Source organism: Streptomyces sp. PH9007 (assembly GCF_059813725.1).
This window is the reverse complement of record NZ_CM187440.1, coordinates 5,575,729-5,600,428: the sequence shown is the minus strand read 5'-3', so window position 1 is coordinate 5,600,428 and position 24,700 is coordinate 5,575,729. Positions and strand designations below refer to the sequence as shown.

At 71.1% G+C, this 24,700-nt stretch carries 21 protein-coding genes, 1 pseudogene and 1 riboswitch; of the genes and pseudogenes, 13 read left to right on the top strand and 9 right to left on the bottom strand.

Annotated elements, in window-relative coordinates; genetic code table 11:
• Positions 1 to 4: 4 nt before the first annotated feature.
• Entirely contained in the window at positions 5 to 778 is a 774-nt protein-coding gene (locus tag ACTFAP_RS25665) for an ATP-binding cassette domain-containing protein (protein WP_500467542.1), read from the top strand.
• Entirely contained in the window at positions 771 to 2,015 is a 1,245-nt protein-coding gene (locus ACTFAP_RS25660; RefSeq protein ID WP_500467541.1) for a sugar ABC transporter permease, read from the top strand. The genes ACTFAP_RS25665 and ACTFAP_RS25660 overlap by 8 nt, the downstream gene beginning before the upstream one ends.
• Positions 2,016 to 2,136: 121 nt before the next feature.
• Here the strand turns inward: ACTFAP_RS25660 and ACTFAP_RS25655 are convergent, their stop codons facing one another.
• On the bottom strand, positions 2,137 to 3,144 hold the full coding sequence (locus tag ACTFAP_RS25655) for a porin PorA family protein (RefSeq protein WP_500467540.1): 1,008 nt from the start codon (positions 3,142 to 3,144) through the stop codon (positions 2,137 to 2,139).
• A 289-nt stretch (positions 3,145 to 3,433) separates the two neighbouring features.
• On the opposite strand from ACTFAP_RS25655, the gene ACTFAP_RS25650 reads away from it, so the two are divergent.
• Both ACTFAP_RS25650 and ACTFAP_RS25645 read left to right on the top strand, forming a co-directional pair.
• Positions 3,434 to 4,315, top strand: coding sequence for a sigma-70 family RNA polymerase sigma factor (locus tag ACTFAP_RS25650; RefSeq protein ID WP_500467539.1), 882 nt, complete (start codon positions 3,434 to 3,436; stop codon positions 4,313 to 4,315).
• 24 nt (positions 4,316 to 4,339) lie between these two features.
• Positions 4,340 to 4,825 carry a GNAT family N-acetyltransferase gene (locus tag ACTFAP_RS25645; RefSeq protein ID WP_500467538.1) on the top strand — a complete coding sequence of 162 codons (486 nt, stop codon included), beginning with the start codon at positions 4,340 to 4,342 and terminating at the stop codon, positions 4,823 to 4,825.
• A gap of 63 nt (positions 4,826 to 4,888) precedes the next feature.
• Here ACTFAP_RS25645 and ACTFAP_RS25640 read toward each other — a convergent pair whose 3' ends face one another.
• On the bottom strand, positions 4,889 to 6,655 hold the full coding sequence (locus ACTFAP_RS25640; RefSeq protein WP_495682514.1) for an ATP-binding cassette domain-containing protein: 1,767 nt from the start codon (positions 6,653 to 6,655) through the stop codon (positions 4,889 to 4,891).
• 191 nt (positions 6,656 to 6,846) lie between these two features.
• Here ACTFAP_RS25640 and ACTFAP_RS25635 point away from each other — a divergent pair, with 191 nt between their 5' ends.
• The 9 genes and pseudogenes from ACTFAP_RS25635 to ACTFAP_RS25595 all read left to right on the top strand — a co-directional run bounded on the left by ACTFAP_RS25635 (position 6,847) and on the right by ACTFAP_RS25595 (position 15,056).
• Positions 6,847 to 7,455: a helix-turn-helix domain-containing protein gene (locus ACTFAP_RS25635; RefSeq protein WP_495682513.1), complete on the top strand. Its 609-nt coding sequence runs from the start codon at positions 6,847 to 6,849 to the stop codon at positions 7,453 to 7,455.
• Positions 7,452 to 7,673: a hypothetical protein gene (locus ACTFAP_RS25630; RefSeq protein WP_495682512.1), complete on the top strand. Its 222-nt coding sequence runs from the start codon at positions 7,452 to 7,454 to the stop codon at positions 7,671 to 7,673. Before ACTFAP_RS25635 ends, ACTFAP_RS25630 begins: the two co-directional genes overlap by 4 nt.
• A gap of 37 nt (positions 7,674 to 7,710) precedes the next feature.
• Entirely contained in the window at positions 7,711 to 8,103 is a 393-nt protein-coding gene (locus tag ACTFAP_RS25625) for a serine hydrolase domain-containing protein (protein WP_500467537.1), read from the top strand.
• Positions 8,100 to 8,483, top strand: a complete 384-nt coding sequence (locus ACTFAP_RS25620) for a hypothetical protein (RefSeq protein ID WP_500467536.1) — start codon at positions 8,100 to 8,102, stop codon at positions 8,481 to 8,483. Before ACTFAP_RS25625 ends, ACTFAP_RS25620 begins: the two co-directional genes overlap by 4 nt.
• Before the next feature lie 602 nt (positions 8,484 to 9,085).
• On the top strand, positions 9,086 to 9,229 hold the full coding sequence (locus tag ACTFAP_RS25615; RefSeq protein WP_436977965.1) for a hypothetical protein: 144 nt from the start codon (positions 9,086 to 9,088) through the stop codon (positions 9,227 to 9,229).
• 1,072 nt (positions 9,230 to 10,301) lie between these two features.
• Positions 10,302 to 10,610, top strand: coding sequence for a hypothetical protein (locus ACTFAP_RS25610; protein ID WP_500467535.1), 309 nt, complete (start codon positions 10,302 to 10,304; stop codon positions 10,608 to 10,610).
• Between the two features lie 229 nt (positions 10,611 to 10,839).
• Positions 10,840 to 11,325: pseudogene (locus ACTFAP_RS25605) on the top strand (serine hydrolase); the annotation flags it as partial.
• Positions 11,323 to 11,547, top strand: a riboswitch (cobalamin riboswitch). (Overlaps the previous pseudogene by 3 nt.)
• A gap of 151 nt (positions 11,548 to 11,698) precedes the next feature.
• A complete protein-coding gene (gene metE / locus ACTFAP_RS25600; RefSeq protein ID WP_500467534.1) occupies positions 11,699 to 14,023 on the top strand; it encodes a 5-methyltetrahydropteroyltriglutamate--homocysteine S-methyltransferase in 2,325 nt (774 codons plus the stop codon).
• A gap of 196 nt (positions 14,024 to 14,219) precedes the next feature.
• Positions 14,220 to 15,056 carry an endonuclease gene (locus ACTFAP_RS25595; RefSeq protein ID WP_495682510.1) on the top strand — a complete coding sequence of 279 codons (837 nt, stop codon included), beginning with the start codon at positions 14,220 to 14,222 and terminating at the stop codon, positions 15,054 to 15,056.
• A gap of 34 nt (positions 15,057 to 15,090) precedes the next feature.
• Here the strand turns inward: ACTFAP_RS25595 and ACTFAP_RS25590 are convergent, their stop codons facing one another.
• The 7 genes from ACTFAP_RS25590 to ACTFAP_RS25560 all read right to left on the bottom strand — a co-directional run bounded on the left by ACTFAP_RS25590 (position 15,091) and on the right by ACTFAP_RS25560 (position 24,666).
• Complete coding sequence (locus ACTFAP_RS25590; protein WP_500467533.1) at positions 15,091 to 17,262, bottom strand: MMPL family transporter; 2,172 nt, start codon at positions 17,260 to 17,262, stop codon at positions 15,091 to 15,093.
• Between the two features lie 83 nt (positions 17,263 to 17,345).
• Positions 17,346 to 18,614, bottom strand: a complete 1,269-nt coding sequence (locus ACTFAP_RS25585; RefSeq protein ID WP_500467532.1) for a four-carbon acid sugar kinase family protein — start codon at positions 18,612 to 18,614, stop codon at positions 17,346 to 17,348.
• Complete coding sequence (locus ACTFAP_RS25580) at positions 18,611 to 19,483, bottom strand: class II fructose-bisphosphate aldolase (RefSeq protein ID WP_500467531.1); 873 nt, start codon at positions 19,481 to 19,483, stop codon at positions 18,611 to 18,613. The genes ACTFAP_RS25585 and ACTFAP_RS25580 overlap by 4 nt, the downstream gene beginning before the upstream one ends.
• Positions 19,484 to 19,551: 68 nt before the next feature.
• Positions 19,552 to 20,892 carry an MFS transporter gene (locus ACTFAP_RS25575; RefSeq protein ID WP_500467530.1) on the bottom strand — a complete coding sequence of 447 codons (1,341 nt, stop codon included), beginning with the start codon at positions 20,890 to 20,892 and terminating at the stop codon, positions 19,552 to 19,554.
• A 106-nt stretch (positions 20,893 to 20,998) separates the two neighbouring features.
• Positions 20,999 to 21,763, bottom strand: coding sequence for an FCD domain-containing protein (locus ACTFAP_RS25570; RefSeq protein WP_495682506.1), 765 nt, complete (start codon positions 21,761 to 21,763; stop codon positions 20,999 to 21,001).
• 98 nt (positions 21,764 to 21,861) lie between these two features.
• Positions 21,862 to 23,208: an SAF domain-containing protein gene (locus ACTFAP_RS25565; protein ID WP_495682505.1), complete on the bottom strand. Its 1,347-nt coding sequence runs from the start codon at positions 23,206 to 23,208 to the stop codon at positions 21,862 to 21,864.
• 213 nt (positions 23,209 to 23,421) lie between these two features.
• On the bottom strand, positions 23,422 to 24,666 hold the full coding sequence (locus ACTFAP_RS25560; protein WP_500467529.1) for an MFS transporter: 1,245 nt from the start codon (positions 24,664 to 24,666) through the stop codon (positions 23,422 to 23,424).
• Between the last annotated feature and the right edge of the window lie 34 nt (positions 24,667 to 24,700).

Below are 24,700 nucleotides of genomic sequence, written 5' to 3'. Positions count from 1 at the left end.
TGCCATGTCGGTGGTGCTGTCGCTGCGCGGCATCAGCAAGAACTTCGGCGCGGTGGCGGCGCTCAGCGGGGTCGACCTGGAGGTGACGGCCGGTGAGGTGGTCGCCGTCGTCGGGGACAACGGGGCGGGCAAGTCCACGCTGGTGAAGGTGCTGGCGGGGGTGCACCGCGCGGACAGCGGGACCGTCACCTTCGAGGGCGCCGAGGTGACGATCGGTTCGCCGGCCGGGGCGCACGCGCTGGGCATCGCCACCGTGTTCCAGGATCTGGCGCTGTGCGAGAACCTCGACGTGGTCGGGAATCTGTTCCTGGGCCAGGAGGTGCGGCGCTCGCGGCTGGACGAGGTGGCGATGGAGCTGCGCTCGTGGGAGCTGCTGCGGCAGCTGTCGGCGAAGATCCCGACCGTACGGGTGCCGGTGGCCTCGCTGTCGGGCGGTCAACGGCAGACGGTGGCGATCGCCCGGTCGCTGCTCGGCGACCCCAAGGTGATCATCCTGGACGAGCCGACCGCGGCGCTCGGGGTGGCCCAGAGCGCGGAGGTGCTGGCGCTGATCCAGCGGCTGCGGGACCGGGGCCTGGGCGTGATCATGATCAGTCACAACATGGCGGACGTCCGGGCGGTGGCGGACCGGGTGGCCGTGCTGCGGCTGGGCCGCAACAACGGCGTCTTCGACACCGCCGCCGTCTCCGAGCAGGACATCATCGCGGCGATCGTCGGTGCGGTGCCGGTACCGGAGGACCACAGGGGAACGCGTCAGGGGAGCCGGGACGATGAGTGAGATCAAGACCGCCGCGCCGCTCGATCTGCTGGACGAGCGGCTGCGGCACGGCGGCGGCCGGCGCGAGGTGCTGCGCGCGCTGTGGGAGCGGCTGCGGGCCGGGGACGTGGGCCCGCTGCCGATCATCGCCGGACTGGCCGTCATCTGGACGGTGTTCCAGATCCTCAACCCGGTGTTCCTCTCCAGCGCCAACCTGGTGAATCTGCTGATGGAGTCCGTGGCGGTCGGGGTGATCGCGCTCGGCGTGGTGTGTGTGCTGCTGGTGGGCCAGATCGATCTGTCGGTCGGCTCGGTCAGCGGGCTGTCCGCCGCGCTGACCGCCGTCACCTTCGTCAACTCCGGCTGGCCGCTGCCGCTCTCGCTGGCGGCGGCGATCGGGGCCGGCGCGGCGATCGGCTGGCTGTACGCGCAGCTGGTCACCCGGCTGGGGGTGCCCAGCTTCGTGGCGACGCTGGCCGGGCTGCTCAGTTTCCTGGGCGTCCAGCTGTATCTGCTGGGCAGCACCGGGGCGATCAACCTCCCCTACGAGTCGGGGCTTGTGCACTTCGCGCAGCTGGCGTTCGTCCCGGCGTGGCTGTCGTACGTGCTGGTGGTGGCCGCGGCGGTCGCGCTGTTCTGCACCGGGTCGGCGCTGGCCCGCACCCGGCGGGCGGCGGGTCTGTCGGCCCGTTCCAGCACGTTGCTGGCGCTGCGCAGCGCGCTGGTGCTGGCGGGCGGCGGCTTCGCGGTCTGGTACCTGAACCAGGGCCGGGGCGTGGGATGGATGTTCGTCGCCTTCGTGGCGCTGGTGCTGGTGCTCAACTACGCGCTGACCCGCACCGGGTGGGGGCGTTCGGTGTTCGCGGTCGGCGGGAACGCGGAGGCGGCGCGGCGGGCCGGGATCAACGTACGGCGCACGTACACCTCGGTGTTCATGCTGTGCTCGTCGCTGGCCGCGCTGGGCGGGGTGCTGGCGGCGTCGCGGCTGGCGGCGGCGAACCAGGCCAGCGGGGCGGGCGACGTCAATCTGAACGCGATCGCGGCGGCGGTGATCGGCGGCACGTCGCTGTTCGGCGGCCGGGGCAGCGCGTTCTCGGCGCTGCTGGGGATCCTGGTGATCCAGTCGATCTCCAGCGGGCTGACGCTGCTGGACCTGGACTCGTCCTTCCGGTTCATCGTGACCGGGCTGGTGCTGGCGCTGGCGGTGGCGCTGGATTCGGCGGCGCGCCGCTCCCGGGCGGCACACGGGCGGGCCTGACGGCGGTGCGGGCGGGCCCGGCCGGTCCTTCGCCCGCTCGCGCCGGCACCCGGCCCCCCGCTCCCCTCGCCGTTGAGGGGTCCGGGGGAACCGGGTGCCGGTGGTGCGGTGCGGAGGTGGCTCAGTCGGTCGCCGGGTTGCGCCGGCCGCGCACCTCCAGGGTGGCGGCGACCGCGAGCAGCACGACCGCGATCCCGGCCAGACCCAGCGGGGCCAGGACGCCTATCAGCCACAGCAGCCGCGCCGCCGCGGAGGCGTCGTCGGCGCGCTCGGTCACGCCCTCCGGGGTGCCCTCGATGGCCATGGTGTTGACCGGGGCGAGGGTGACCGGCTGCCCGTCGGGGCCCGCGGTCTGGGCCACGATGGTCTGCTGGAGCGAGCCGTCGAGCACCATGCCGGTCTCGGAGTCGATCCAGGCGGTGCGCTGCACGGTGGCCGCGTACGTCAGGGGTACGGGGTCGGGCAGCGCCTCCAGGGCCTCCGGCGGCGGCAGCTGGTCGGCGGGCAGGGTCTGGGCGATGCCGGCGAGCAGGTCCTTCGGCAGGGCCTGGGGCAGCCGTTCGGCGATGGCCGGGTCACCGAGCGGCCCGGCCGCGTCGATGACGTACACGTAGGCGGTACGGCCTTCCAGGTCCTCGGTGCGGTCGTGGACGGCCGGGGCCTCGGTGGCGGTGGTCGGGTCCCAGAAGGTGTAGTCCTTCTCCTCCGGCTCCAGCGGCCAGGAGATCACCAGGCCCTGGTGCTCCTCGGCCTCGCTGCCCTCGGGCGCCGGGCTGTTCACCAGGTCGGTGCGGTCCACGGCCCAGCGGTGGGCGGTGGCCGACAGCGGGGAGCCGTCGGGGCCGTTGACGGTCACGTCGTCGGTGACCACGGCCGTGCCGCCGTCGGTGTCCACGACCTTGACGTGCCGCTCGACGGACACCGGGATGTCGGTGAGGAAGGCGTTGGCCACGTCGCCCGCCTCCAGGGCCTCGGCGTTGAGCAGCGAGGCGGTTCCGGTGTACGCGAAGACGCTGTCGGTGTCGGAGGGCAGCTGGTGCACCTCCGGGTATACGGCGAACCGGGTCACGGCCGATGCGGCGAGCACGACGACGGCCGTACCGGACAGAATCCAAGTGCTTCTTCGCATGGTGTGTCTCCCGAGGACAGGCGCGTACGACGATGTACGACAGCCGGAGGCGGCGGCCGGGAAACCCCCCTGCGCCCACGCCCTCCGGTCAACCGCCCGGTCAACCTAGGGTTGTGGCAGTGAACCGTCAATAACTTCGGCAGTACTGGCGGGTAACAGTTGGGCACGCTGCCGGAAGCCGCACGTCGGACGGCGTCCCGGCGGCGCCGCACACCGTGTCACAACCGCTGCCCCGCGCGGGTCAACGGGGCAGGAGCGCGGTGCGCGAGGAGTGCGAGGAGAGCGGGCGATGGATCACCACGAGGCCCTGGCGGCACGGTTCGAGGAACACCGGCCCCGGCTGCGGGCCATGGCGGGGCGGATGCTGGGCTCGGCGGCCGAGGCCGAGGACGCCGTGCAGGAGGTGTGGCTGCGCGCGGCGCGCGCCGGGGACGCCGATGTCACCAACCTGGGCGGCTGGCTGACCACCATCACCGGCCGGGTGTGCCTGAACCTGCTGCGTTCACGCGGGACCCGGCGCGAGGAGCCGCTGCCCGAGGGGCACGAGCCGGCCCTCACCGCGCCCCGGGAGGCGGGCGCCGATCCCGAGCGGGCGGCGCTGCTGGCCGACTCGGTGGGAGCCGCGCTGGTGGTGGTGCTGGAGACGCTGAGCCCGGCCGAGCGCCTGGCGTTCGTGCTGCACGACATGTTCGCCGTGCCCTACGAGGAGATCGCCCCGATCGTGGGGCGGGGCGAGGCGGCGACGCGGCAGCTGGCGTCCCGGGCCCGGCGCCGGGTACGCGGTGCGGGGCCGGGCACGCGGGCGACCGGTGCGGGCCCGGCGGACGCCCGGCACCGGGAGGTGGTGACGGCGTTCCTGTCCGCCGCCCGCGAGGGGGACCTGCGGGCGCTGGTGACGGTGCTGCACCCCGATGTGGTGCTGCGCTCGGACGACGGCACGGTGCTGCGCGGCGCGGAGCGGCTGGCGCGGGGCGCCTCGCGCTTCGCCCGGGAGTACGGGGGCGCCCGGCTCGCGCTGGTGGACGGCCGGGTCGGGGCGGTCACCCGGGCCGGGGGCCGCTCGGTGGCGGTGGCGGTCTTCACGGTCGAGGCCGGCCTGATCACGGCGATGGACACCGTCGGCGATCCGGTGCGGCTGGCCACGATGGAGCTGTCGCTGCTCGACGGCTGAGGGCCGCTCCGTACACTGCCGGGCATGTTCACACTGGAACGGCTGCACGCGGACCACGCGTCCGCGCTGCTCGCCTTCGAACGGGAGAACCGCGCCTGGTTCGCGCGGTCCGTCCCGGACCGGGGCGACGCGTACTTCGCGGAGTTCGCCGACCGGCACCGGGCGCTGCTCGCCGAGCAGGAGACCGGGGCCATCCACTTCCACGTGGTGCTGGACGCGGACGGGGAGCTGATCGGCCGGGCCAATCTGGTGGACGCGGCGGCCGGCACGGCCGAGGTCGGCTACCGGATCGGGCAGCGCACGGCGGGCCGGGGCGTCGCCACGGCGGCGGTCGGTGAGCTGTGCCGGCTGGCGGTGAGCGCGTACGGGCTGCACACGCTCACCGCCGTCACGACGCTGGACAACGGGGCGTCGCGGGCGGTGCTGCGGCACAACGGGTTCGCGGAGGCCGGCGAGACCGAGATCGATGGGCGGCCCGGTGTCCGCCACCGGCGCGACCTGTCGGTGTGACCCCGGCCGGGGGCGGCGGGTGGCCGTGCCGCGCCGCCCGCCGCCCCCGCCCACGGGTCTGGATCAGGTGAGCTGACCGCGCTGGAGGCCGGCGTACGCCCCGCCCCGCTCCAGCAGTTCCTCATGAGTGCCGATCTCGGCGATGCCGCCGTCGCGCATCACCACGATGCGGTCCGCGTTGCGCACCGTGGACAGCCGGTGCGCGACCACGAAGGTGGTGCGGCCCGCGACCAGCCGGCCCAGCGCCTGCTGGACCAGCGCCTCGGAGCGGGTGTCCAGCGCCGAGGTGGCCTCGTCCAGGATCAGCACCCGGGGGTTGCGGATCAGCGCGCGGGCGATGGCGAGCCGCTGCCGCTGGCCGCCCGAGAGCCGGCCGCCGCTCTCACCGACCACCGCGTCCAGGCCGCCGGGCATCCGCTCGACGAACTCCAGGGCGTTGGCGTCGCGCAGGGCGGCCCGGACGGCGTCGTCGTCGACATCGTCCATGCCGTAGGCGACGTTCTCGCGGATGGTGCCCTCGAACAGGATGGACTCCTGGGGCACCACGGAGACGAAGCGCCGGTAGGTGCGCAGGTCCAGGGTGTTCATGTCGGTGCCGTCCAGCAGCAGCCGGCCGCTGGTGGGCCGGATGAAGCCGATGACGAGGTTGAGCACCGTGGACTTGCCTGCCCCGGACGCGCCGACCAGGGCGATGGTCTCGCCCGGCTGGACGGACAGCGTGAAGTCGCGCACCGAGGGCCGTTCGGCCTCCTCGTAGCGGAACCCGGTGTTCTCGAACTCGATGGCGCCGCGCAGCGAGGTCATCGCGGTCTTGCCCTCGTTCTCCTCCAGCGCGGGTGCCTGGAGGACCTCACCGACCGACCGCACCGATTCCAGACCCTTGGTGATCACGGGTGCCAGGCCCATCAAGGTGGTGGTGGAGTTGGTGAGGGTGGTGAGGAACGCGCTGAGCATCACCACGTCGCCGGCCGACACGTCCCACACCTCGTAGTAGGCGATGAGCGCGGAACCGGTGAGGAAGAGCACGCCCAGGGCGTTGAGGAACACCCAGGCCAGCGAGGCGAAGCGGCCGTTGAGCAGGTCGAGACGCAAGCCGGAGCGCAGCACGTTGCCCAAGGTGTGGTCCATGCGGCGCAGCGCGCTGGGCTCCAGGCCGTGGGCGCGGGTGACGGAGATCAGCCGGGTCATCTCGGTGACCCGGGAGGAGAGGTTCTCGACCTCGTGCCGGAACTCCTCGTTGTGCGTGCGCAGCCGGGTCCGCAGCCGCATCACGAGGAGGGCGGCGACAGGCACCACGATGAGGAAGACGGGCAGGAACTCGGGGGTGCGGATGCCGATGATGACCAGGCCGCCGATGAGGACGGTGATGGCGCCGAGGCCGGTGTCCGAGGACTGCTGCACCATCTGTTCGATGGTTTCGACGTCGCGGACCACCTTGGCCTGGAGCACACCGGCGCTGATCCGGGAGTGGTAGCCGATGGACAGCTGCTGCATGCGGGTGCACAGCGCCGAGCGCAGGGCGGTGCCCACCCGGCGGATGCTGCCGTACAGCAGCCGGACGTAGAGCAGGTGCAGCGGCGGGTTGATGATCAGGATGATCATCACGACGCCGGCGCTGCTCCACAGCTGGCTGATGGGCAGGTGCTGCACGACGGTGTCGACGATGGCGGCGGTGACCAGGGGCAGCAGCCATACGGGGCTGTGCTTGATCACGAAGACGACGAGGGCTCCGGCGACCTGGGGGCGGCTGCCGCGGAAGAGATAGGCGAGGGTACGTACGGGGTGTTCGCCACGGTAGTGGTGGTCGAGCGGCCCTTCGGGCGTTGCCATGCGGGAGGTTCCTCCGAACCAGGGCGGATCTCAGCATTCCACAGCAAGCGCAGTAAGCGCTTTCCGAGGGGACTCTACTCCTCGCCGAACCGGCCCGACAGGGCGTTCGGAGGGCGAACCGGACGCACAGGATTTTTGCCTGAGAGGCAAACGATTTGCCTCTGGGGCGAGAGGCTGCTTGCATCGGAGCCATGACCTCCGAGCTGCCGGCGATGGCTCCCCGGCTGCGCGAGCTGCGCAGCCGGGCCGGGCTGACCCTGGAGTCGGCCGCCGGCCGGGCCGGGCTCTCCCCCGCCCATCTGTCCCGGCTGGAGACCGGGCAGCGCCAGCCCTCGCTGCCGATGCTGCTGTCCCTGGCCCGGATCTACGGTACGACGGTGGCCGAGCTGCTCGGCGAGCTGCCCGCGGCGGCCGACCCCGTCGTGCGCGGCGGCCCGCACGCCGGGCCCGGTGCCCGCGAGGCGGACGGCTGGACGTACTGGCCGGCGGGCGGACCCGCCCGCGCGATGCAGGCGCTGCGGGTCCGGGTGCCGTACGGCGGCGGCCAGGACGACCTGGTCCGGGTGCACGCCGGCGAGGAGTGGCTGTATGTGCTCGGCGGACGGCTGCGGCTCTCCCTCGGCGAGGCGCGGTATCTGCTGGAGCCGGGCGACAGCGCGCACTTCGACTCGCTCACCCCGCACCGGATCGGCGCCGCCGATCCCGAGGGTGTGGAACTGCTGTTCGTGCACACCCTGCTGCGCAGCGGGGCCGCCCAGCTCTGCCTGGGCGGCGACGGAAGGGAGACGGTCCTGCCATGACGCCACGCGAGGAGCACGCGGCACCGGGCGAAGGCACGCCACCGGTGTCACCCGCGCCAACAGCACCGGCCGCACCGGCCGGGAAGCCCGCCAAGCGCGAGAAGAGCGGCGAGCTGCCGCCCGGCTTCCTGCCCCGGCTGTTCCTGTACGGGGTGCTGGGCCATGTGGTGGTCGCGCTGATCTTCCTCATGGTGTGGGCGGGTTCGCGCGCCCAGTGACGCCCGCGCGGTGGGCGGGGTGCCGCAGGCTGGTGCCATGACGACTCTCCCGACGCTGCAGGCCTTGCTCGAACGCCGGGTCGCGGACGGCACCGTGCCCGGCGCGGTGGCGCTGGTGTCCCACGGTGACCGCGTCGAGTTGGTCGTGGCGGGCCACGCCGACACCGCGGGCATCACCCCGATGACGCCGGACACCCTCTTCCGGCTCGCCTCGCTCACCAAACCGGTGGTCGCGGCAGCTGTGCTGACGCTGCTGGACGAGGGCGCCCTGGCCCTGGAGGATCCGGTCAGCACCTGGCTGCCCGAGCTGGCCGACCCGGTGGTGGTGCGTACCCCGCAAAGCCCGCTGGAGGACGTGGTGCCCGCCGCCCGGCCGATCACCGTCTTCGACGTGCTCACCTCCCGCACCGCTTGGAGCGCACCCAGATGACCGCCCGCGCTGCCGCCTGGCGAGGGGGCTTCGATCAGGCCGATCTCGCCGACGGCCGCGAGGCCCTTCAGGAGAAGGACCTCACCGAGGCCGCGGGCCAAGTACAGGCCGCCAGGCTGCGCCGCGCACGCGCGTCCGAGACCGAAGCCGCCCGGCTCAAGGCAAGCGGTGAAGTGCCCGCCCGCTGGTGGGAGGAGTACAAAGACCAGGCCGTCCGCGCACGCGCCATGGACGAGGCGAAGACCGCGCCCGCCGGTGATGCCGAACCAGGCCCGGGAGACGTTCCTCATCCGGCGGCGGAAGGCGATCGCCGCCCGCCCCGACCAGGTACAGCTCGGCATGGACCGCTACCGCGAACCCGGCCCCCGAACTGCCAGTGAAGGTCAGCCTCCACAAGCCGCTCCGAGCCCCCTGCACTCAGCCGCTGTCCACGCACACGCCGCCCCGGCCCAATCGCAACTGCACCGAATGCGGAAAGCCGATCGGCTTCGCCCTTTTCGCGACGTCCACCTCAGCTGTGACCCCGAGGTCGCCGCGCACTGGGAGGAGAGGGGGTCTCCGAGGACATCGTCTGACCCGCTCGGCGTGGTTGGCCTCTGCCGTCCATCATCTGCACCACCAGCTCATCCACCAGGCCTTCGCCGTACGGACCCCGCTGCCTGCGCTGGCCTGCGGTCACAGGGTCCTCTCCGAGGTCTGTGTGCCCTGGCAGGTGGCCCCCAGGAGGGTGCCGTCCATGTTGCCCAGATGGGGGGCCAATGAACTAGCCCATCACTCCGTCCGCATGCGCTGACCTGCGGTGATTCTGGGACCCTAAATTAGGGTCCTCCAGAATTCGGTGCAAGGGTAGGACTACGTGTTGGGCTGCAATTCGTGGGTAATCCAGGGGCGCTCGCCAGAACAGCCCCCCGTGCTACTGTAATTGGGCACTACCTGACTGCATGAGATCCAGCTGGGTTCATGTAGGAGGGGGGTGATGCGGATGCCTACTCACGCCGGTGACGGTCCTCCAGACGAGGGCGGTGCGCCGGGGTGGTGGACCTGGTTCCTTCGGGCTCAGCAGATGCTGTTGGCCCTGGCCCTGGCCGTGGAGATGACGGACACCGTGATCTCCTGGTTCGGGTAGAAGCGCAGGTGGGCCTGACCCCTGGCAGGGTCAGGCCCACTAGGTCCGGCACCCGTTGACCCCATGGTTTGGCTCTGCAGGGCTAGCCATGGGGTCCATCCATGTCACGGACCTTGCTTGCTGGAGCACTGCTCGCAAGCGTTCTGCACCAACATACTGTACACCAAATTCGCACCACAATGCAGCCCTGATGTCACACCTCTTCTAATTTTCGATGCCACACTTCGGCGCGGCCATCTGCGGCTGCAATTTATCAAATCAGAACCATAGTTCTTTGTTGGGCATGGAAATTCGACCACCTTTTTTCGAGGTTCCGTCATCCAGATGCTTGGGCTAAGTTTCGAAAGTGCATCGGGATTGGTAAGCTTTCAGGATAACCTTGCTTTGATAATTAATTTTCCCAATTGATGAAATCTTGGAAGATTCATTTGCGTTGCAAAAGATCTGGTTTTGCGTTGCACTTTGATACAGATGGATACACAGGAACACGCGTCGGGACAGTGTCCGGACACTGCTCCCAGACTGTCTGGACAGAGTCGTGGACGCATACTCGGTACTACGCGCAAGGGTTCCTGCGAGTAGCCCGGACCGCCTCTCCGCTCTCTGCCCGGACAGCCAGACAGTCTGTCCGGGCAGACCGTCTAGAACCTAGACGCAGTCTGCCTCATCAGTGCGGACAGGAAAGAGCTGGCCCAATTATTGCTATTTTTGACCCTTCTTCTAATTTCCCTATCCCGGGAATTATAATTAATTAGTAGCGTTCAGTGGCACATTTCCAAGAGGAGACGATCCTCTCTCGGTAAGTTCATTTTTCTTCTGCTGTTCAGCTGTGTAGCCAGAACATTTTTCTTTGCTGTGCAGGCAAGGAAGCTACTCGCTGTTGACCATCGTTTGGTGCTTGACTGCCGCAACATCACATTGCTCAACAGCTCACTGTTGCACCCGGTCCGGGTGCAGCTCATACCCGAGGCCCCTCGGCCGACCGGTCATCAACAGTTGCTCCGGTACCCGGCACACGTGAACTTGGCGTTCGCCAACGGGCGGCCCCGGTCGCACTCCTACGGTGGACCGCATGACCACGCATCAGCAGCTGTTCGTGCGCGCGGATCACGAGTCGGACCGGCACCTGTACGTCGACTGCCCCGAGCAGGGCCCGCTGGGCTGGTGCGCCGAGCACGATGGTGACGAGGTCAACGAGGAGACCGGCGAGTACTGGTGCGACCCGCTCGACGAGAAGCTGGTCGGCGACGTCCCGGCCCGCGACGGGTGGATCGTCACTGGCGAGTGGTGCGAGCCGTTTGACGGCGAGCCGTACCACGACGCGCCCTACGTCGCCCCGGCGGTGCGCGTCGAGCTGACCGCCCTCACGGATGCCCAGTAGCCGCCGGCCCCGGGCGGGGATCGGTGACTGTGTCCTGTCCGGGCCCGGCTCGTGCTGCTCCTGGTCGACGAGTCCGTCCAACACGGCTTGTGAATGCGTGAATGCAAGAGCTTCGACCGACCTGTCGCAGCACGTCTCGGTACGGACTGGCGGGCGGATTCGGTGACGCAGAGCGCCGTCCTGTCGAGATGCATGGGTGTGCTTGATCGCTGATCTGATCGGCGCTCACGGCCAGTGGAGCAGCCTGCCGGCGTTCCCCTCGGGCGCGGGCGGGCTGGTCTCGACGGTCCACGACTGGAGCGCGATCGCCCGGATGCTGCTGAACGGGGGCGCGGCACCGGACGGCGGGTCCCGGGTGCTGTCGCGGGAGGCGGTACGGCTGCTGATCACCGATCATCTGACGGCGCCGCAGCGCGCCGCGGCCCGGCTGTTTCTGGAGAGGCAGGGCTGGGGCTTCGGCGGCTCGGTCGATGTCGCGCAGACCGTTCCCGGGACGGTGCCGGGCCGCTACGGCTGGGTGGGGGGCACCGGCACGTCGGGGCACATCATCCCGGCGACGGGGACCGTGGCGCTGCTGCTGACCCAGCGGGCGATGACCGATCCCAGCCCGCCGCGGCTGACGCGGGAGTTCTGGCAGTACGCGGCGGCCGGCGCGCCGCGCGATGACACGTCCGGCATACGAACGGGGTGTCCGGTGACGGGGTGGACCGCTTAGGGTGGCGGACGCAGCTGGTTCGCCCTGCCCGCCAGGCAGACGCGTCGTAAGAGGGAACCCGGTGGGAATCCGGGACTGCCCCGCAGCGGTGAGCGGGAACGACCGCCGTCATACGCACTGGAGCCGATGCCCGGCTCTGGGAAGCGACGGCCACTAGGAAGCCTCGTCATCCGGCGAGCAACGCCCGCGAGTCCGAAGACCTGCCGCTGTCCGCGCGCATCCGTGCGCGGTTCCCGGTGACCCTCGAGGGTGGGTCGGCGTCACGCGTCGGGCGACCGGCGGGCTCCGTCCCGCGCACGCCCGGGCGATCGCCCCTTCGCGCCCCCGCAGTGGTCCACCGGACACCGGAGTGACACTCGCGAAGGAGAGTTCCGTGACCGCACAGTCCGCAGCCGCGGCAGCACGGGCCACCGTGTACGGCGTACCCCGGCAGGGGCCCGACCGGGAGCTGAAGAGGGCCATCGAGGGGTACTGGAAGGGCCGCACCGACGCCGCCGCCCTGCACGGTACCGCCGCCGCACTGCGCCGCGACAACTGGCGCAGGCTGGCCGACGCCGGCGTCCACGAGGTGCCCACCGGCGACTTCTCGTACTACGACCACGTCCTGGACACCGCCGTCATGGTCGGCGCCGTCCCCGCGCGGCACCGGGCCGCCGTCGCCGCAGACCCGCTGGACGGCTACTTCGCCATGGCGCGCGGCACCCAGGACGTGGCGCCGCTGGAGATGACGAAGTGGTTCGACACCAACTACCACTATCTCGTCCCGGAGCTGGGTCCTGACACCGTTTTCAGCGCCGACTCCGCCACTCAGGTCGCGCAGCTGAAGGAGGCGCTGGCGCTTGGGCACACCGCGCGCCCGGTGCTGGTGGGCCCCCTCACCTTCCTGCTGCTGGCCAAGCCGGCGCCGGGGGTGGCGGACGACTTCGAGCCGCTGACGCTGCTGGACCGGCTGCTGCCGGTGTACGCGGAGGTGCTGGCCGATCTGCGGGCGGCGGGCGCCCGCTGGGTGCAGCTGGACGAGCCGGCGCTGGTCGCGGACCGGACGCCGGCCGAACTGAACGCCACCGCCCGCGCGTACCGTCAGCTGGGCGCGCTGACCGACCGGCCGCAGCTGCTGGTCGCCTCGTACTTCGACCGGCTGGGCGAGGCGCTGCCGGTGCTGGCGAAGTCCCCGGTCGAGGGGCTCGCGCTGGACTTCACCGGCCCCGCCGCGGCGAACCTGCCGGAGCTGGCCGCCGCCGGCGGGCTGCCGGGCAAGCGCCTGGTGGCGGGCGTGGTGGACGGCCGCAATGTGTGGATCAACGATCTGGGTGCGTCGCTGAGCACCCTGGGCACGCTGCTCGGTCTCGCGGACCGGGTGGACGTGGCGGCCTCCTGCTCCCTGCTGCACGTGCCGCTGGACGCCGCGGCGGAGCGGGACATCGATCCGCAGCTGGCCCGCTGGCTGTCGTTCGCCGTGCAGAAGACCGAGGAGATCGTCACCCTGGCGCGCGGCCTGTCCGAGGGCACCGGGGCGATCACCGCCCGGCTGGCCGCCAACCGGGCCGATCTGGCCTCCCGGGCCAACTCGCCGCTGGCCCACGACCCGGCGGTGCGGGCCCGTACCGCCGCCGTGACGGACGCCGACGCGCGCCGCTCCGCCGCCTACCCGGAGCGGGCGGCGGCGCAGCACGACCGGCTGGGGCTGCCGCTGCTGCCGGTGACCACCATCGGGTCCTTCCCGCAGACCGGTGAACTGCGCACGGCGCGCGCCGATCTGCGGGCCGGGCGCATCGACGAGACCGCGTACGAGGGCCGGATCGCGACCGAGATCCACGAGGTGATCGGTTTCCAGGAGCGCGCCGGGCTCGATGTGCTGGTGCACGGCGAGCCCGAACGCAACGACATGGTGCAGTACTTCGCCGAGCAGCTGACCGGCGCGCTGACCACCCGGCACGGCTGGGTGCAGTCCTACGGCACCCGGTACGTGCGGCCGCCGATCCTGGCCGGGGACCTCTCGCGCCCGGAGCCGATGACGGTGCGCTGGACGCGGTACGCGCAGTCGCTGACCGAGCGGCCGGTGAAGGGCATGCTGACCGGTCCGGTGACGATGCTGGCCTGGTCCTTCGTGCGGGACGACCAGCCGCAGGCGGAGACCGCCCGGCAGATGGCGCTGGCGCTGCGGGACGAGGTGCAGGACCTGGAGGCGGCCGGCAGTTCGGTGATCCAGGTGGACGAGCCGGCGCTGCGCGAGACGCTGCCGCTGCGGGCGGCCGAGCGCGAGGAGTACCTGGCGTGGGCGACCGAGGCGTTCCGGCTGACGACGGCCGGGGTGCGTCCCGACACGCAGATCCACACCCACATGTGCTACGCCGAGTTCGGCGACATCCTGCGGGCGATCGACGAGCTGGACGCCGATGTGATCAGCCTGGAGGCGGCCCGTTCCCACATGCGGGTGGCCGATGAGCTGGGCGCGGCCGGCTATCCGCGGGAGGTGGGCCCCGGCGTGTACGACATCCACTCGCCGCGGGTGCCCGACGTGGCGGAGGCGGCGGCGCTGCTGCGCAAGGGGCTGTCGGCGATTCCGGCCGAGCGGCTGTGGGTCAATCCGGACTGCGGACTGAAGACGCGGGGTTGGACGGAGGTGCGGGCGGCGCTGGAGAACCTGGTGGCGGCGGCCCGTGAGGTGCGTGAAGGGCTGCCGGTGACCGGGGCCTGACGGTGCGGCCGGCGGGCGGGGAAGGAGCGTGGGCTCCTTCCCCGCCCGCCGTGCGTTCGCGCGGCGGTAGCCCGTGGGACACGAGGTCTTGACCCAACTGTCGTGCTGGACGCGCGTAGTGTGCGCCGTGTGGTGGCAGGATCACGACAACGTCCGTCAGGCCGGCGGACGGTCCGTCCTCCGAGAGGTCCCCCACATGCCTCAGAGCGCACCCCCCGCACCCGTCCCCGATACCGTCTCCGGCCCCGCGCGCGGGCGTGGGCGCGGCAGGCGGATCCTGCTGCCGGCCGCGATCGCGGCGCTGACGGCGGTGTTCGTCGCGCCGCTGCCGCAGGCCACCGCGGCCGACGACGTCTACTACCGTGACGCGCTGGGCAAGAGCGGCGAGCCGCTCAAGCAGGCGCTGCACGAGATCATCAGCGCGGACACCACCAAGCTGACGTACTCCCAGGTGTGGGAGGCCCTCAAGGTAACGGACGCCGATCCGAACCGGCCCGGCAACGTGGTGCTGATATACAGCGGCATCTCCCGCAGCGCCGCCAACAACGGCGGCAATACCGGGCAGTGGAACCGCGAACACGTGTGGCCGCAGTCGCACGGCAACTTCGGCACCGCGGCCGGCCCCGGCACCGACCTGCACCATCTGCGGCCCGAGGACGTCCAGGTCAACAGCGTGCGCGGCAACAAGGACTTCGACAACGGCGGCAGCGCCGTCTCGGGCGCGCCCGGCAACTACACGGACGCCGACTCCTGGGAGCCCCGGGACGCGGTCAAGGGCGATGTCGCCCGGATGGTGTTCTACATGGCGGTGCGGTACGAGGGCGGTGACGGGTTCGCCGATCTGGAGGTCAACAACACGGCGGGGAACGGCAGCGTGCCCTACCTCGGCCGGCTGTCGGTGCTCAAGGAGTGGCACGAGCAGGACCCGCCGGACGCGGAGGAGCGGCGCCGCAACGAGGTGATCTTCGAGGACTACCAGAACAACCGCAACCCGTTCATCGACCACCCGGAGTGGGTGGAGGCCATCTGGTAGCCGGGCCGGGACCGGTGTCCCGCCGGCCGCCCGGTCAGGAACCGTGGGCGTGCTCCAGGCGCTTGCCCTCGATGTCGGGGTCGGGCAGCCGGCGGAACCAGCGCGGGTGGGACCAGATGCGGCCCCCGACGATGGCCATCACCGCGGGCACCAGCGTGAGGCGTACCACGAAGGCGTCCAGCAGCACGCCGATGGCGAAGCTGAAGCCGATGGCCTTGATGGTGGCGTCACTGGTGAACATGAACGCGACAAAAATCGAGAACATGATGAGCGCGGCGGCGGTCACCACCCGTGCGGAGTGGGACATGCCGCGCACCACCGCGCCGCGCGCCTCGCCGGTGCGGGTGTAGTCCTCCTTGATGCGGGAGACGACGAAGACCTCGTAGTCACTGGAGAGCCCGAAGATGATCGCCAGCATGATGATCGGGAGGAAGCTGACGGTCTCGGCGGGTTCGATGTTGAACAGGTGCTGTCCCCAGCCCCATTGGAAGACCGCGACCTGGGCGCCGAAGGCGGCCAGGATCGACAGCAGGAAGCCGAGCACCGACTTGAGCGGGACGAAGAAGGTGCGGAAGGCGAAGGTCAGCAGGATGAACGCCAGGCCCACGACGACGATCAGGAAGACGGGGAGGGCGGAGGAGAGCTTGGCGGAGACATCGATGTTGGAGGCGGTGTTGCCGCCCACCAGGATGGCCGCTCCGGTGTCGCCCTCGATCGCGGTGCGGTCGCCGCGGATACGGTGCACGAGGGAGGTGGTGGCCTCGTCGTTCGGTCCGCCGCCGGGGGTGACCTGGATGACGGAGACGTCGTTGGCCATGGTCAGCGGCTGCACGGCGGCCACGTCCGGCAGTTTGCCCAGCGCCGCCATCAGCTGATCGGTCTGGCTCTTGTCCGTGACGTGGTCGGCGACGATCAGCAGCGGCCCGTTCGCTCCCACCCCGAAGCCCTCGGTGATCAGATCGTAGGCCTGGCGCTGGGTGTTGGATGTCGGCTGGGAGGCGCCGCTCGGCAGTCCGAGCCGCATGTGGGTGGCGGGCAGCGCCAGCAGCCCCAGCAGCAGCACCCCGAGGATCAGCACCGGCACCCGGTGCCGTACGACGAACGCGCCCCAGCGCGCGCCGCGATGCTCCTCGGGGGCGGTGGCGGCGGTGTGCGCGGTGCGCTCCAGGCGCGCGTGCAGCCGGCGCGGGCGGCCCGGGAACCTCACGATGTGCGGCCCGGCGAAGCCGAGCATCGCCGGCAGCAGCGTCAGCGCGATCAGCATGGCGACCAGCACCGCGCCGGCCGCGCACAGGCCCATGACGGCCAGGAACGGGATGCCGACCACCGACAGGCCACACAGCGCGATGATCACGGTGAGCGCGGCGAAGACCACGGCGCTGCCGGCGGTGCCCACCGACAGCGCGGCCGAGTCCTGCGGGTCCATGCCACGCAGGACGTGGTTGCGGTGCCGGTAGAGGACGAACAGGCCGTAGTCGATGCCGCAGGACAGGCCGAGCATGATGGCGACGGTGGTGGAGGCGGTGGCGACATTCACCACGGCGGCCAGGGCGGTCACCGACATGATGGTGATGAGGATGCCGAGGATCGCGGTGATGATCGGCATCCCGGCCGCGACGAGGGAGCCGAAGGTGATCAGCAGGATGATCAGCGCGACGATGACGCCGACGATCTCCGGTGTCTCGGAGGGCGCGGCGTTCCAGCCGGGGAAGACACTGCCGGAGTAGGCGACATGCACCCCGGCCGCCTGCGCCGGTTCCACCGCCTTCTTCACGTCCTCCAGGGTGGATTCGTCCACGCTGCCGGGCTGCACGCTGTACTGCACCGACCCCAGACCGATGGTGCCGTCCGGGGAGACGGCCCCGCCGTGGAAGGGGTCGGTGGCGACGGCGACCTGCGGCACCGCCTTGAGGTTCTGGACCGACTTCTCGATGGCGTCGCGCTGCCGGGTGTCGACGATCCGGCCGTCGCCCTCGGCGGCGAAAACCAGCTGGGTCTGTCCGCCGCTCAGATCCGGTACGCGCTCGCTCAGCAGGTTGGTGGCGCGCTGCGACTCGGTGCCCGGGATGGTGAAGTTGTCGTTGGTCTTGCCACCGCTGGCGGTGGCGGCACCGATCGCGACGACGGCGATGAGCAGCCAGATCGCCAGCACGATCCGGCGGTGTCCGAAGGACCACCTTCCGATGCGGAACAAGAACGTGGACATGGTGTTCCTTCCGGGCCGGAGAGATCAGAGGCGATCATCCCCGGCCGGGGACAGAACGGGCATTCACGACACGCAGGCCGGGGTCAGCCGCCCAGCCGCGCCAGGGCCTCCGCCAGGGTGCGGTCATCCCCCACATTGCCGGGGACCACCACATACGGCACGGTGCCCGATTCAGTAGCCAGGTCCCAGACGCTGACACCGGGCAGCACCTGGCCGCGTACCCGGGCCGTACCCGTGTCGAGTCCGGTACGCGCCACCTCCGCCGAGGTGATGCCGCCCTTGGCGATCACCGCCGCGACCCCGGGGGCAAGTTCCCGTACGGCGGTGGTCAGCGCCGTCATCACGCGCTCGCCGTGGTCCAGGGTGTTGTTGGCTGCCTGCCGCTGCCGCTCGCTGGCGATCACCGCGACCCCGGCCCCGGCCAGTTCGGTACGGGCGGCGGCCACCAGATCACGCCCCGCCGCCGCCGGGTCGGCCAGTGCCGCCGCCGTGTCCAGCAGCAGAGACCGGATGCCGCGCTCGCGCTCCAGCACGGCCAGCTGCGCGGTGGCGCCCGAGGTGTGCGAGCCGCACACGATCAGCACGGGGCCGGCCGGACGCTCCAGCGGCGCGGGCAGCAGCCCGGGGCTGACCGCGCCGGCGCAGCGGGCGGCCAGCGGCGCGGCGCAGCGGACGACCACGGTACGGCCGGCCGCCCACGCCTGCTCCAGGCCCCGGTGCACCAGGTCGATGTCGGCGTCGTTGACCGCGTCGGGGGCGATCACCGTGCCGGGCGCCGCGTTCAGCAGCGCCTCGGCCACCGTGGCGCCGCCGCTGTCCCGGATCCCGGCCAGGGGGACGGTCAGCGCCGCCCGGCCGCCACCCCGTTCGGCGACATAGGCGGTCATCTCGCTGGCGCCGAAGCCGAAGACCGGGTCGTCGGCGTACTCGGTCTCGGCGGCGGGAATGTCCGACTCACCGACCCGTACGTAGTGCACGCCGTCGCGCGTCGTCCGGCCGCCGGCCGGGAAGGCGGGCAGGAACAGCAGCACCGAGTCGGCGGTGGCGAAGGCGTCGGACTCGGGGAAGACATGGCCGCGCAGGGTGGAGTCACCGCGCAGCACGAACCGTATCCCGTCCTCGCCCAGCGCCCCGGCGGCGGCCTCGCCGGCCTCCCGGATGCGGGTGACGAGGTCGATGGCGGCGGCCTCGTCGATGGCGCGGCTGTTGGTGAGGACGTAGACGGCGTCGTCGTGGCGCAGCACCTCGGTGAGGCGCTTGGCCAGCCCCGGCTCCTCGGGGCCGAGCAGGACGGGTACGCCGGTCGCCGACTGGGTGCCGGTGGGGTCGTCGTCCAGGACGATGGTCTTCATCGGGTGGCTCCGCTCGCGGTCAGGGCGTGGATGATGGTGGTGGCCCGGTCGGTGAGGGCGGTGCGCCAGCCGGCGAGCAGCCCGTCCAGGTCGAGGCCGGCCGAGCGCAGCCGGGGTACGCCGTCGGCGAGGGTGTCGAAGACGGTCTGCCGCAGTTCGGTGTTGACGTTGACCTTGGTGATGCCTTGGCCGATGGCGAGCGACAGGTCGGCCGGGGGCAGTCCGGAGGCGCCGTGCAGCACCAGGGGGGCGTCGGTGCGCTCGCGTACGGCGGCCAGCCGGGCCCAGTCCAGCTGGGGTTCGGTGGGGTAGCGGCCGTGGATGTTGCCGATGGAGACGGCGAGCAGGTCGGCGCCGGAGCGGTCGAGGAATTCCGGGACGGTGTCGGGGTCGGTGAGGGCGCCGGCCGCGACCTGGGCGGCGACGACGGCGATGTCCTCGTTGCCCTCGATCCGGCCCAGCTCCGCCTCGATGGCGACGGGGCGCGCGGTGCGTCCGGCCAGCCGGGCCCGCACGTCCGCGACGAAGGCGGCGTTGGCGTCGAATCCGCCGCGCGATCCGTCGGCGAGTACGGAGTCGGCGCCGGCCTCGACCGCCGCCACGATGAGATCGGCGTCGGTGGCGTGGTCGAGCTGGACGCAGACCGGGACCGTGGAGTGGTCGGCGAGAGTGCGCAGCGCGCGGATCAGTTCCAGGCCGCCCGGGGCGGCGGCGGCCTTCGGGGAGACCAGCAGCGCCAGCGGGGAACCATGCTGCTCGGCGGCGGCCACCACCGCCCCTGCCGTGACCAGGTCGTAGCAGGTGAAGGCGGGCAGTGCGGCGCCGGCCGCTCTGCGTTCGGCGGTTATCTCGGTGAGCTGAGCGTGCATGGTTCCTCGCGCTGGCTGCTGGTGCGGTGGGGTGCAGTGGTGGTGGTAGGGGGACGGACGGGTACGGGTCAGCGGGCGCCGGCGGATTCCGGTTCCGGCTGCTGGTTGGGAACCGTATGGGCCGGGCTGGTCTCCTTCGTGTTGAGAACAGCGATCAGTCCGATCAGTCCGACGGCGCAGTACAGCACAGCGACTCCCTTCCAGCCCCAGGCCCCTGCCAGCATCGCGGCGATGAAGGGGATGAACCCGGAGATGGCGGCGGAGAACTGGTAGCCGATGGAGGCGCCGGAGGTACGGACCCGGGCGCTGAACAGTTCGGAGAACCAGGCGCCCTGGGTGCCGGCCAGCATGTCGTGGCACAGGGTCAGGCCGAGGATGAAGGCGATCACGATCATCGCCGGGTGGGCGGTGTTGACCAGCAGGAACAGCGGGAAGCCGTACAGCAGGGTCAGGATCGTGCCGGTGAGATAGACGGGCCGGCGGCCGAACCGGTCGGCAAGGTGGCCGAAGAGGATGGTCGCGCCGACGCCGAGCAGAGCGGCGGTGATCAGCGCCGTGAGGTGGACGGCCCGGGTGGAGAGGCCCTCGTCCTTCATGTAGCTGAGGAGGTAGGTCACGATGACGTAGAACCCACCGGTCTCGGCCAGCCGCAGCCCGATGACGCGCAGTACGGTGCGCCAGTCGTTGCGCAGGACCTCCAGGACGGGGGACTTGGCGACGCCCTCGGTCGCCTGCATCTCCTCGAACTCGGGGGACTCGGAGACCTTGAGCCGGATGATCATGCCGGCGGCGATCAGCAGGGCGGACAGGATGAAGGGGATGCGCCAGGCGAGGTGGCTGTCGAACTGTGCGGCGATCAGGAAGGCGACGTTGGCGAGCAGCAGACCCAGCGGCACGCCGGCCTGGGGTATCGCCGAGTAGCGGCCCTTGCTGCGCAGCGGGGCGTGTTCGTACGTCATGAGGATGGCGCCGCCCCATTCGGCGCCGAAGCCGATGCCCTGGACGAGGCGGAGCAGCACCAGCAGGGCGGGGGCGAGGATACCGACCTGCTCATAGGTGGGCAGGAAGCCGATGAGGGTGGTGGCGACGCCCATCAGGATGAGGGCGCCGACCAGGACGGGCTTGCGGCCGATGCGGTCGCCGAGGTGGCCGCCGATGATGCCGCCGATGGGGCGCATCGCGAAGCCGACGCCGAGGGTGGCGAAGGAGGCGAGGGTGGCGGCGAAGCTGGACTGGCCGGGGAAGAAGACCTCGTCGAAGTAGAGGGCGGCGGCGGTTCCGTAGGCGAGGAAGTCGTAGTTCTCGACGGTGGTGCCGACGGCGCTGCCGAGGGCGACGCGGAGCTTGTCGGGGGATCCGTCGGCGGATCTGCCGCGCGGGGCGGCGGCGGGGGCGGGGGTGGTGCTCATGGTGCGGCTCCGATACGTGCGGGCCGGGGGGACTCCGGCCGGTGTGCCCGGTGCGCCGTCCGGCAGCCGCCCCCGCCCCCGGGGCCGCCGTGTGAGCGGTGGGCGGCTAGGTGGTGGTGGTGCGGGATCCGGCGACGTTACCGATTCCGTAGATGTCTGCGTAGAAGTCAGTGATGTGGGCTCGTACGGTGGCGACCGCGCCTTCGGTGTCGTGGCGTTCGATCGCGTCGAGGATGCTGCGGTGCTCCTTCCGGACGGTGGTGGCGGTCTCGCGCCAGTCGTCCAGGCGTTCGTAGGCGTCGATCATCCGGCGCTGGATGGCGGTCCGGAGTGATCCCATGAGGTGGGCGGTCAGGACGTTGCCGGCCGATTCGGCGATGATCACGTGGAATTCGGCGTCGAGGCGGTTGAATTCCCGGGCGGTCAGCTCCGGGGCGTCCATCCGGTCGAGGATCGCTCGCAGCCGGTCGGTGTCTTCGGTGGTGGCGTGCCGGGCGGCTTCGGCGGCTACCCAGACCTCCAGGGCGAGCCTGGTCTGCAGGACGTCGGTGTCGCTGAAGTGCCCGAGGGCGAGTTGCAGTCGCAGCAGGTCGGCGAAGCCGGAGCCGGGGTGGCCGACGAAGACGGATCCGCCTTCGGGGCCGCCGCCGGTGCGGACCTCGACGATGCCGAGGGCTTGCAGGACGCGGAGGGCTTCGCGCAGTGAGGGGCGGCTGACGCCGAGCAGCTGGGAGAATTCCCGTTCGCTCGGCAGCCGGTCGCCCGGCCCCAGATGGCCGTCGGTGATCCGCTTCTCGATCTGGGCCATCACCTGCTCATAGGTGCGGACCTTGCGGACCGGTTCCCAGGGCTCCTGATGCGATGCGTTCACTTTTGTCCCTCACAGACGCGATGGTGCCGGGCGTTGATCCACCCTAGACGGGGCCGTCGCGTACCTTCCCGTTCCTTCCGCTCATGAGGGATCGCCCCTTACCTGGTGGTCCGGGCGGCGGCTTCCAGCTCGCGGCGCAGCCGGACGGCGGTGGCGGTCTCGTCGACCGTGACGTCGTCGTAGCTGACCACGGCGCCGGCGGGCACGTCGCGGGTGAGGGTGTTGCCGTGCGCCAGGCCCATGGGCAGGGCGCGGGACGCGAGGGAGGCGGCGGCCGGGGCGAGTTTGCCGAAGACCATGTAGCCGCCTTCGCCGTCGAGCACCTCGCCGGCCTTGAGGTCGCGTTTGGCGACGGAGACGACATCGCCGTGGAAGTCGCGGGCCGCTCCGGTGGCCTCGCCGCGCAGGACGGCGGAGGCGACGGAGACCCCGAGTTCCAGGCCGATCATGTGGTACGGGCGGTACAGCGATCCGTACCGGCCGGTCGGGTCTGTCTTCACGCCGTACTCGGCGAAGCACTGCACCGCGTAGTCGGTGCGGGCCTCGAAGGTGATGTACACGCCCCAGCGCAGGTCGCGGGCGAGGTCGGTGCCGTCGCGGTTGAGGGAGGAGATCACCTCGACGGTGCCCTTGCGGGTGAGGGTGCCGCCCAGTTCCCTGGGGCGCAGGAGGGTGGAGAGGTCGTCCACGTCGACGGGCGGGAAGAACAGCCCTTCGTCCTGGGGCTTGAGGCCGGTGGCGTTCGCCACGGCTGCCATCTCGATGGCTGACTTGGTGCCGTCGAGGAAGGAGTTGAACATCTTCGGGTTGAAGTCGCCGGTGGCGAGCTGCTCGGCGGTGAAGCCGTAGTAGTCCCAGACGGTGTCGGGGGTGGAGTGGTTGTACTCCGGCAGATACTTGGTGCCCTTGCCGGCGGCGACCACGTCGAAGCCGACGGTGCGGCACCAGTCGACCAGCTCGTTGATGAGGGCGGGCTGATCGCCGTAGGCCATGGTGTAGACGACGCCGGCCTTGCGGGCTTTTTCGGCCAGGACGGGTCCGACCATGCAGTCGGCCTCGACATTGACCATGACGACGTGGCGGCCGGCCTCGATGGCGCGCTCGGCGTGGTAGGCGCCGGCGAGGGGGTTGCCGGTGATCTCCAGGATGACTTCCAGGCCCGGCACGTCGATGAGGGCGTCGGCGCTGTCGGTGACGTGGGTGCCGCCGGTGCGCAGCGCCTCGTCGAAGGAGGCGGCGGCGTAGCGTTCGGCGGGCCAGCCGGTGCGGTCCAGGGCGGCGCGGGCGCGGTCCACGCTGAGGTCGGCGACGCCGACGACGTGGATGCCGGGGGTGCCCACGGCCTGGGTGAGGAACATGGAGGAGAACTTGCCGGCGCCGATGACCCCGACCCGGATGGGCCCGGATTCCTCGGTGCGCTGGGTGAGAAGGGTGTGCAGGTTCATGCGGCTCCGGCTCCTTTGACGTGCTCCGGTCGGTCGGTCGGCCGTTCACTGATCGGCCTCGACCTTGGTCTGACCATTTGACCGACTGTCCATCTGGCCGAAACTATGACAGCGGTCAATGGGGTGGTCAAGAGTGACGTGGGTCACATGGGGCGGGCAGAAGAGCGCCCCCGTACCGCAGGGGTACGGGGGCGGCGCGCGCCGGCAGGAGCCCTACGGCAACCGGGCCGCAGGGCCCGGCTGTTCGCCGGGGCTGGTGGTGGCGGCAGGGGTGGCGCTGGGTTCCTCGGTCAGCGGGGTGGTGCGGGTCAGGGCCAGGACGGCGAGCAGGCCCGCGGCGTACAGACCTGCCAGCAACTGGAACCCCAGCGTGAAGGACCCCGTGCTGTCCTTGATCGTGCCCAGGGCGGAAATGGCGGCGAAGCCCCCGGCGTTGGCACAGAAGTTTCCGAACCCGGAGCTGAAGCCCGCCGTGCGCTGCCCCAGATAGTGCAGCCCCACACCGAACAGCGGGCCGAAGTACAGCTGCACGAACAAGGCGTTCACCCCGATCACCAGCAGCAGCGGCAGCACCCCGTCCACCAGCGGCAGTACGGCCAGCGAGGCGCACAGCGCGCTCAGCGCGATGGTGATGACCAGCAGCGGGCGGCCCAGCCGGTCCGAGAGCCAGCCGCCCAGCAGATTGGACGGCGCGGTGATCAGCGCGCTGACGGCCGCGATCGCCCCCGCACCCGACAGGGACATGTCGTGCTCGGCCACCAGATAGCTCGGCAGCCAGAAGGCCAGCCCCTGCGCGGTGGCCAGCCGGGCGAACTGGATGACACCGATCAGCCACAGCGCCGGATGCCCGAACAGGCGCCGGATCTCCGTGAACCGGGGGAACGACCCGGGTTCGCGGTGCGGATCGGTGCCCACCCGGTGGTAGAGCACCGCCCACAGCACCCCGGTCGCACCGAAGATCACGAACAGCCAGCGCCAGCCGAGCGGGCCGACCACCAGCGGGCCCAGGGCGTTCAGCAGCACGCTGGAGGCGAAGCCGCCCGCCACGTACAGGCCCATCGCCGTGGCCTTGCGGTCGGCCGGGAACTGCTCCCTGATGAGCATCATGCCCGGGGCGAAGATCAGGGAGCGGAACAGTCCCGACACCGCCTGCACCGCCAGCAGCCAGCCGTAGGGGTGGAGGACCGCGAAGGCCAGCGCCATCGCGTTGGTGCCCACCACCCCCACGCAGAACAGCAGCTTCGGCGAGTAGCGGTCCGTCAGCCAGCCCGCGGGCACCTGCATCAGGGCGTACACGAGCGTCGCGATGGCGGCGAGCTGCCCGGCCTGGGCGAAGGACAGCCCCAGGTCCTCGCGGATGAGCGGAAGGAACAGGGCGATGCCGCCCATGCCGAGCGCCTGGCTGCTCTGCCCGAGCACGATCAGCCAGGTGTCCGCTCTGCCGCTCCCCCGTGCCATGCCGGCCCCTTGTCCGCTCGATCGCCGCCGGCGG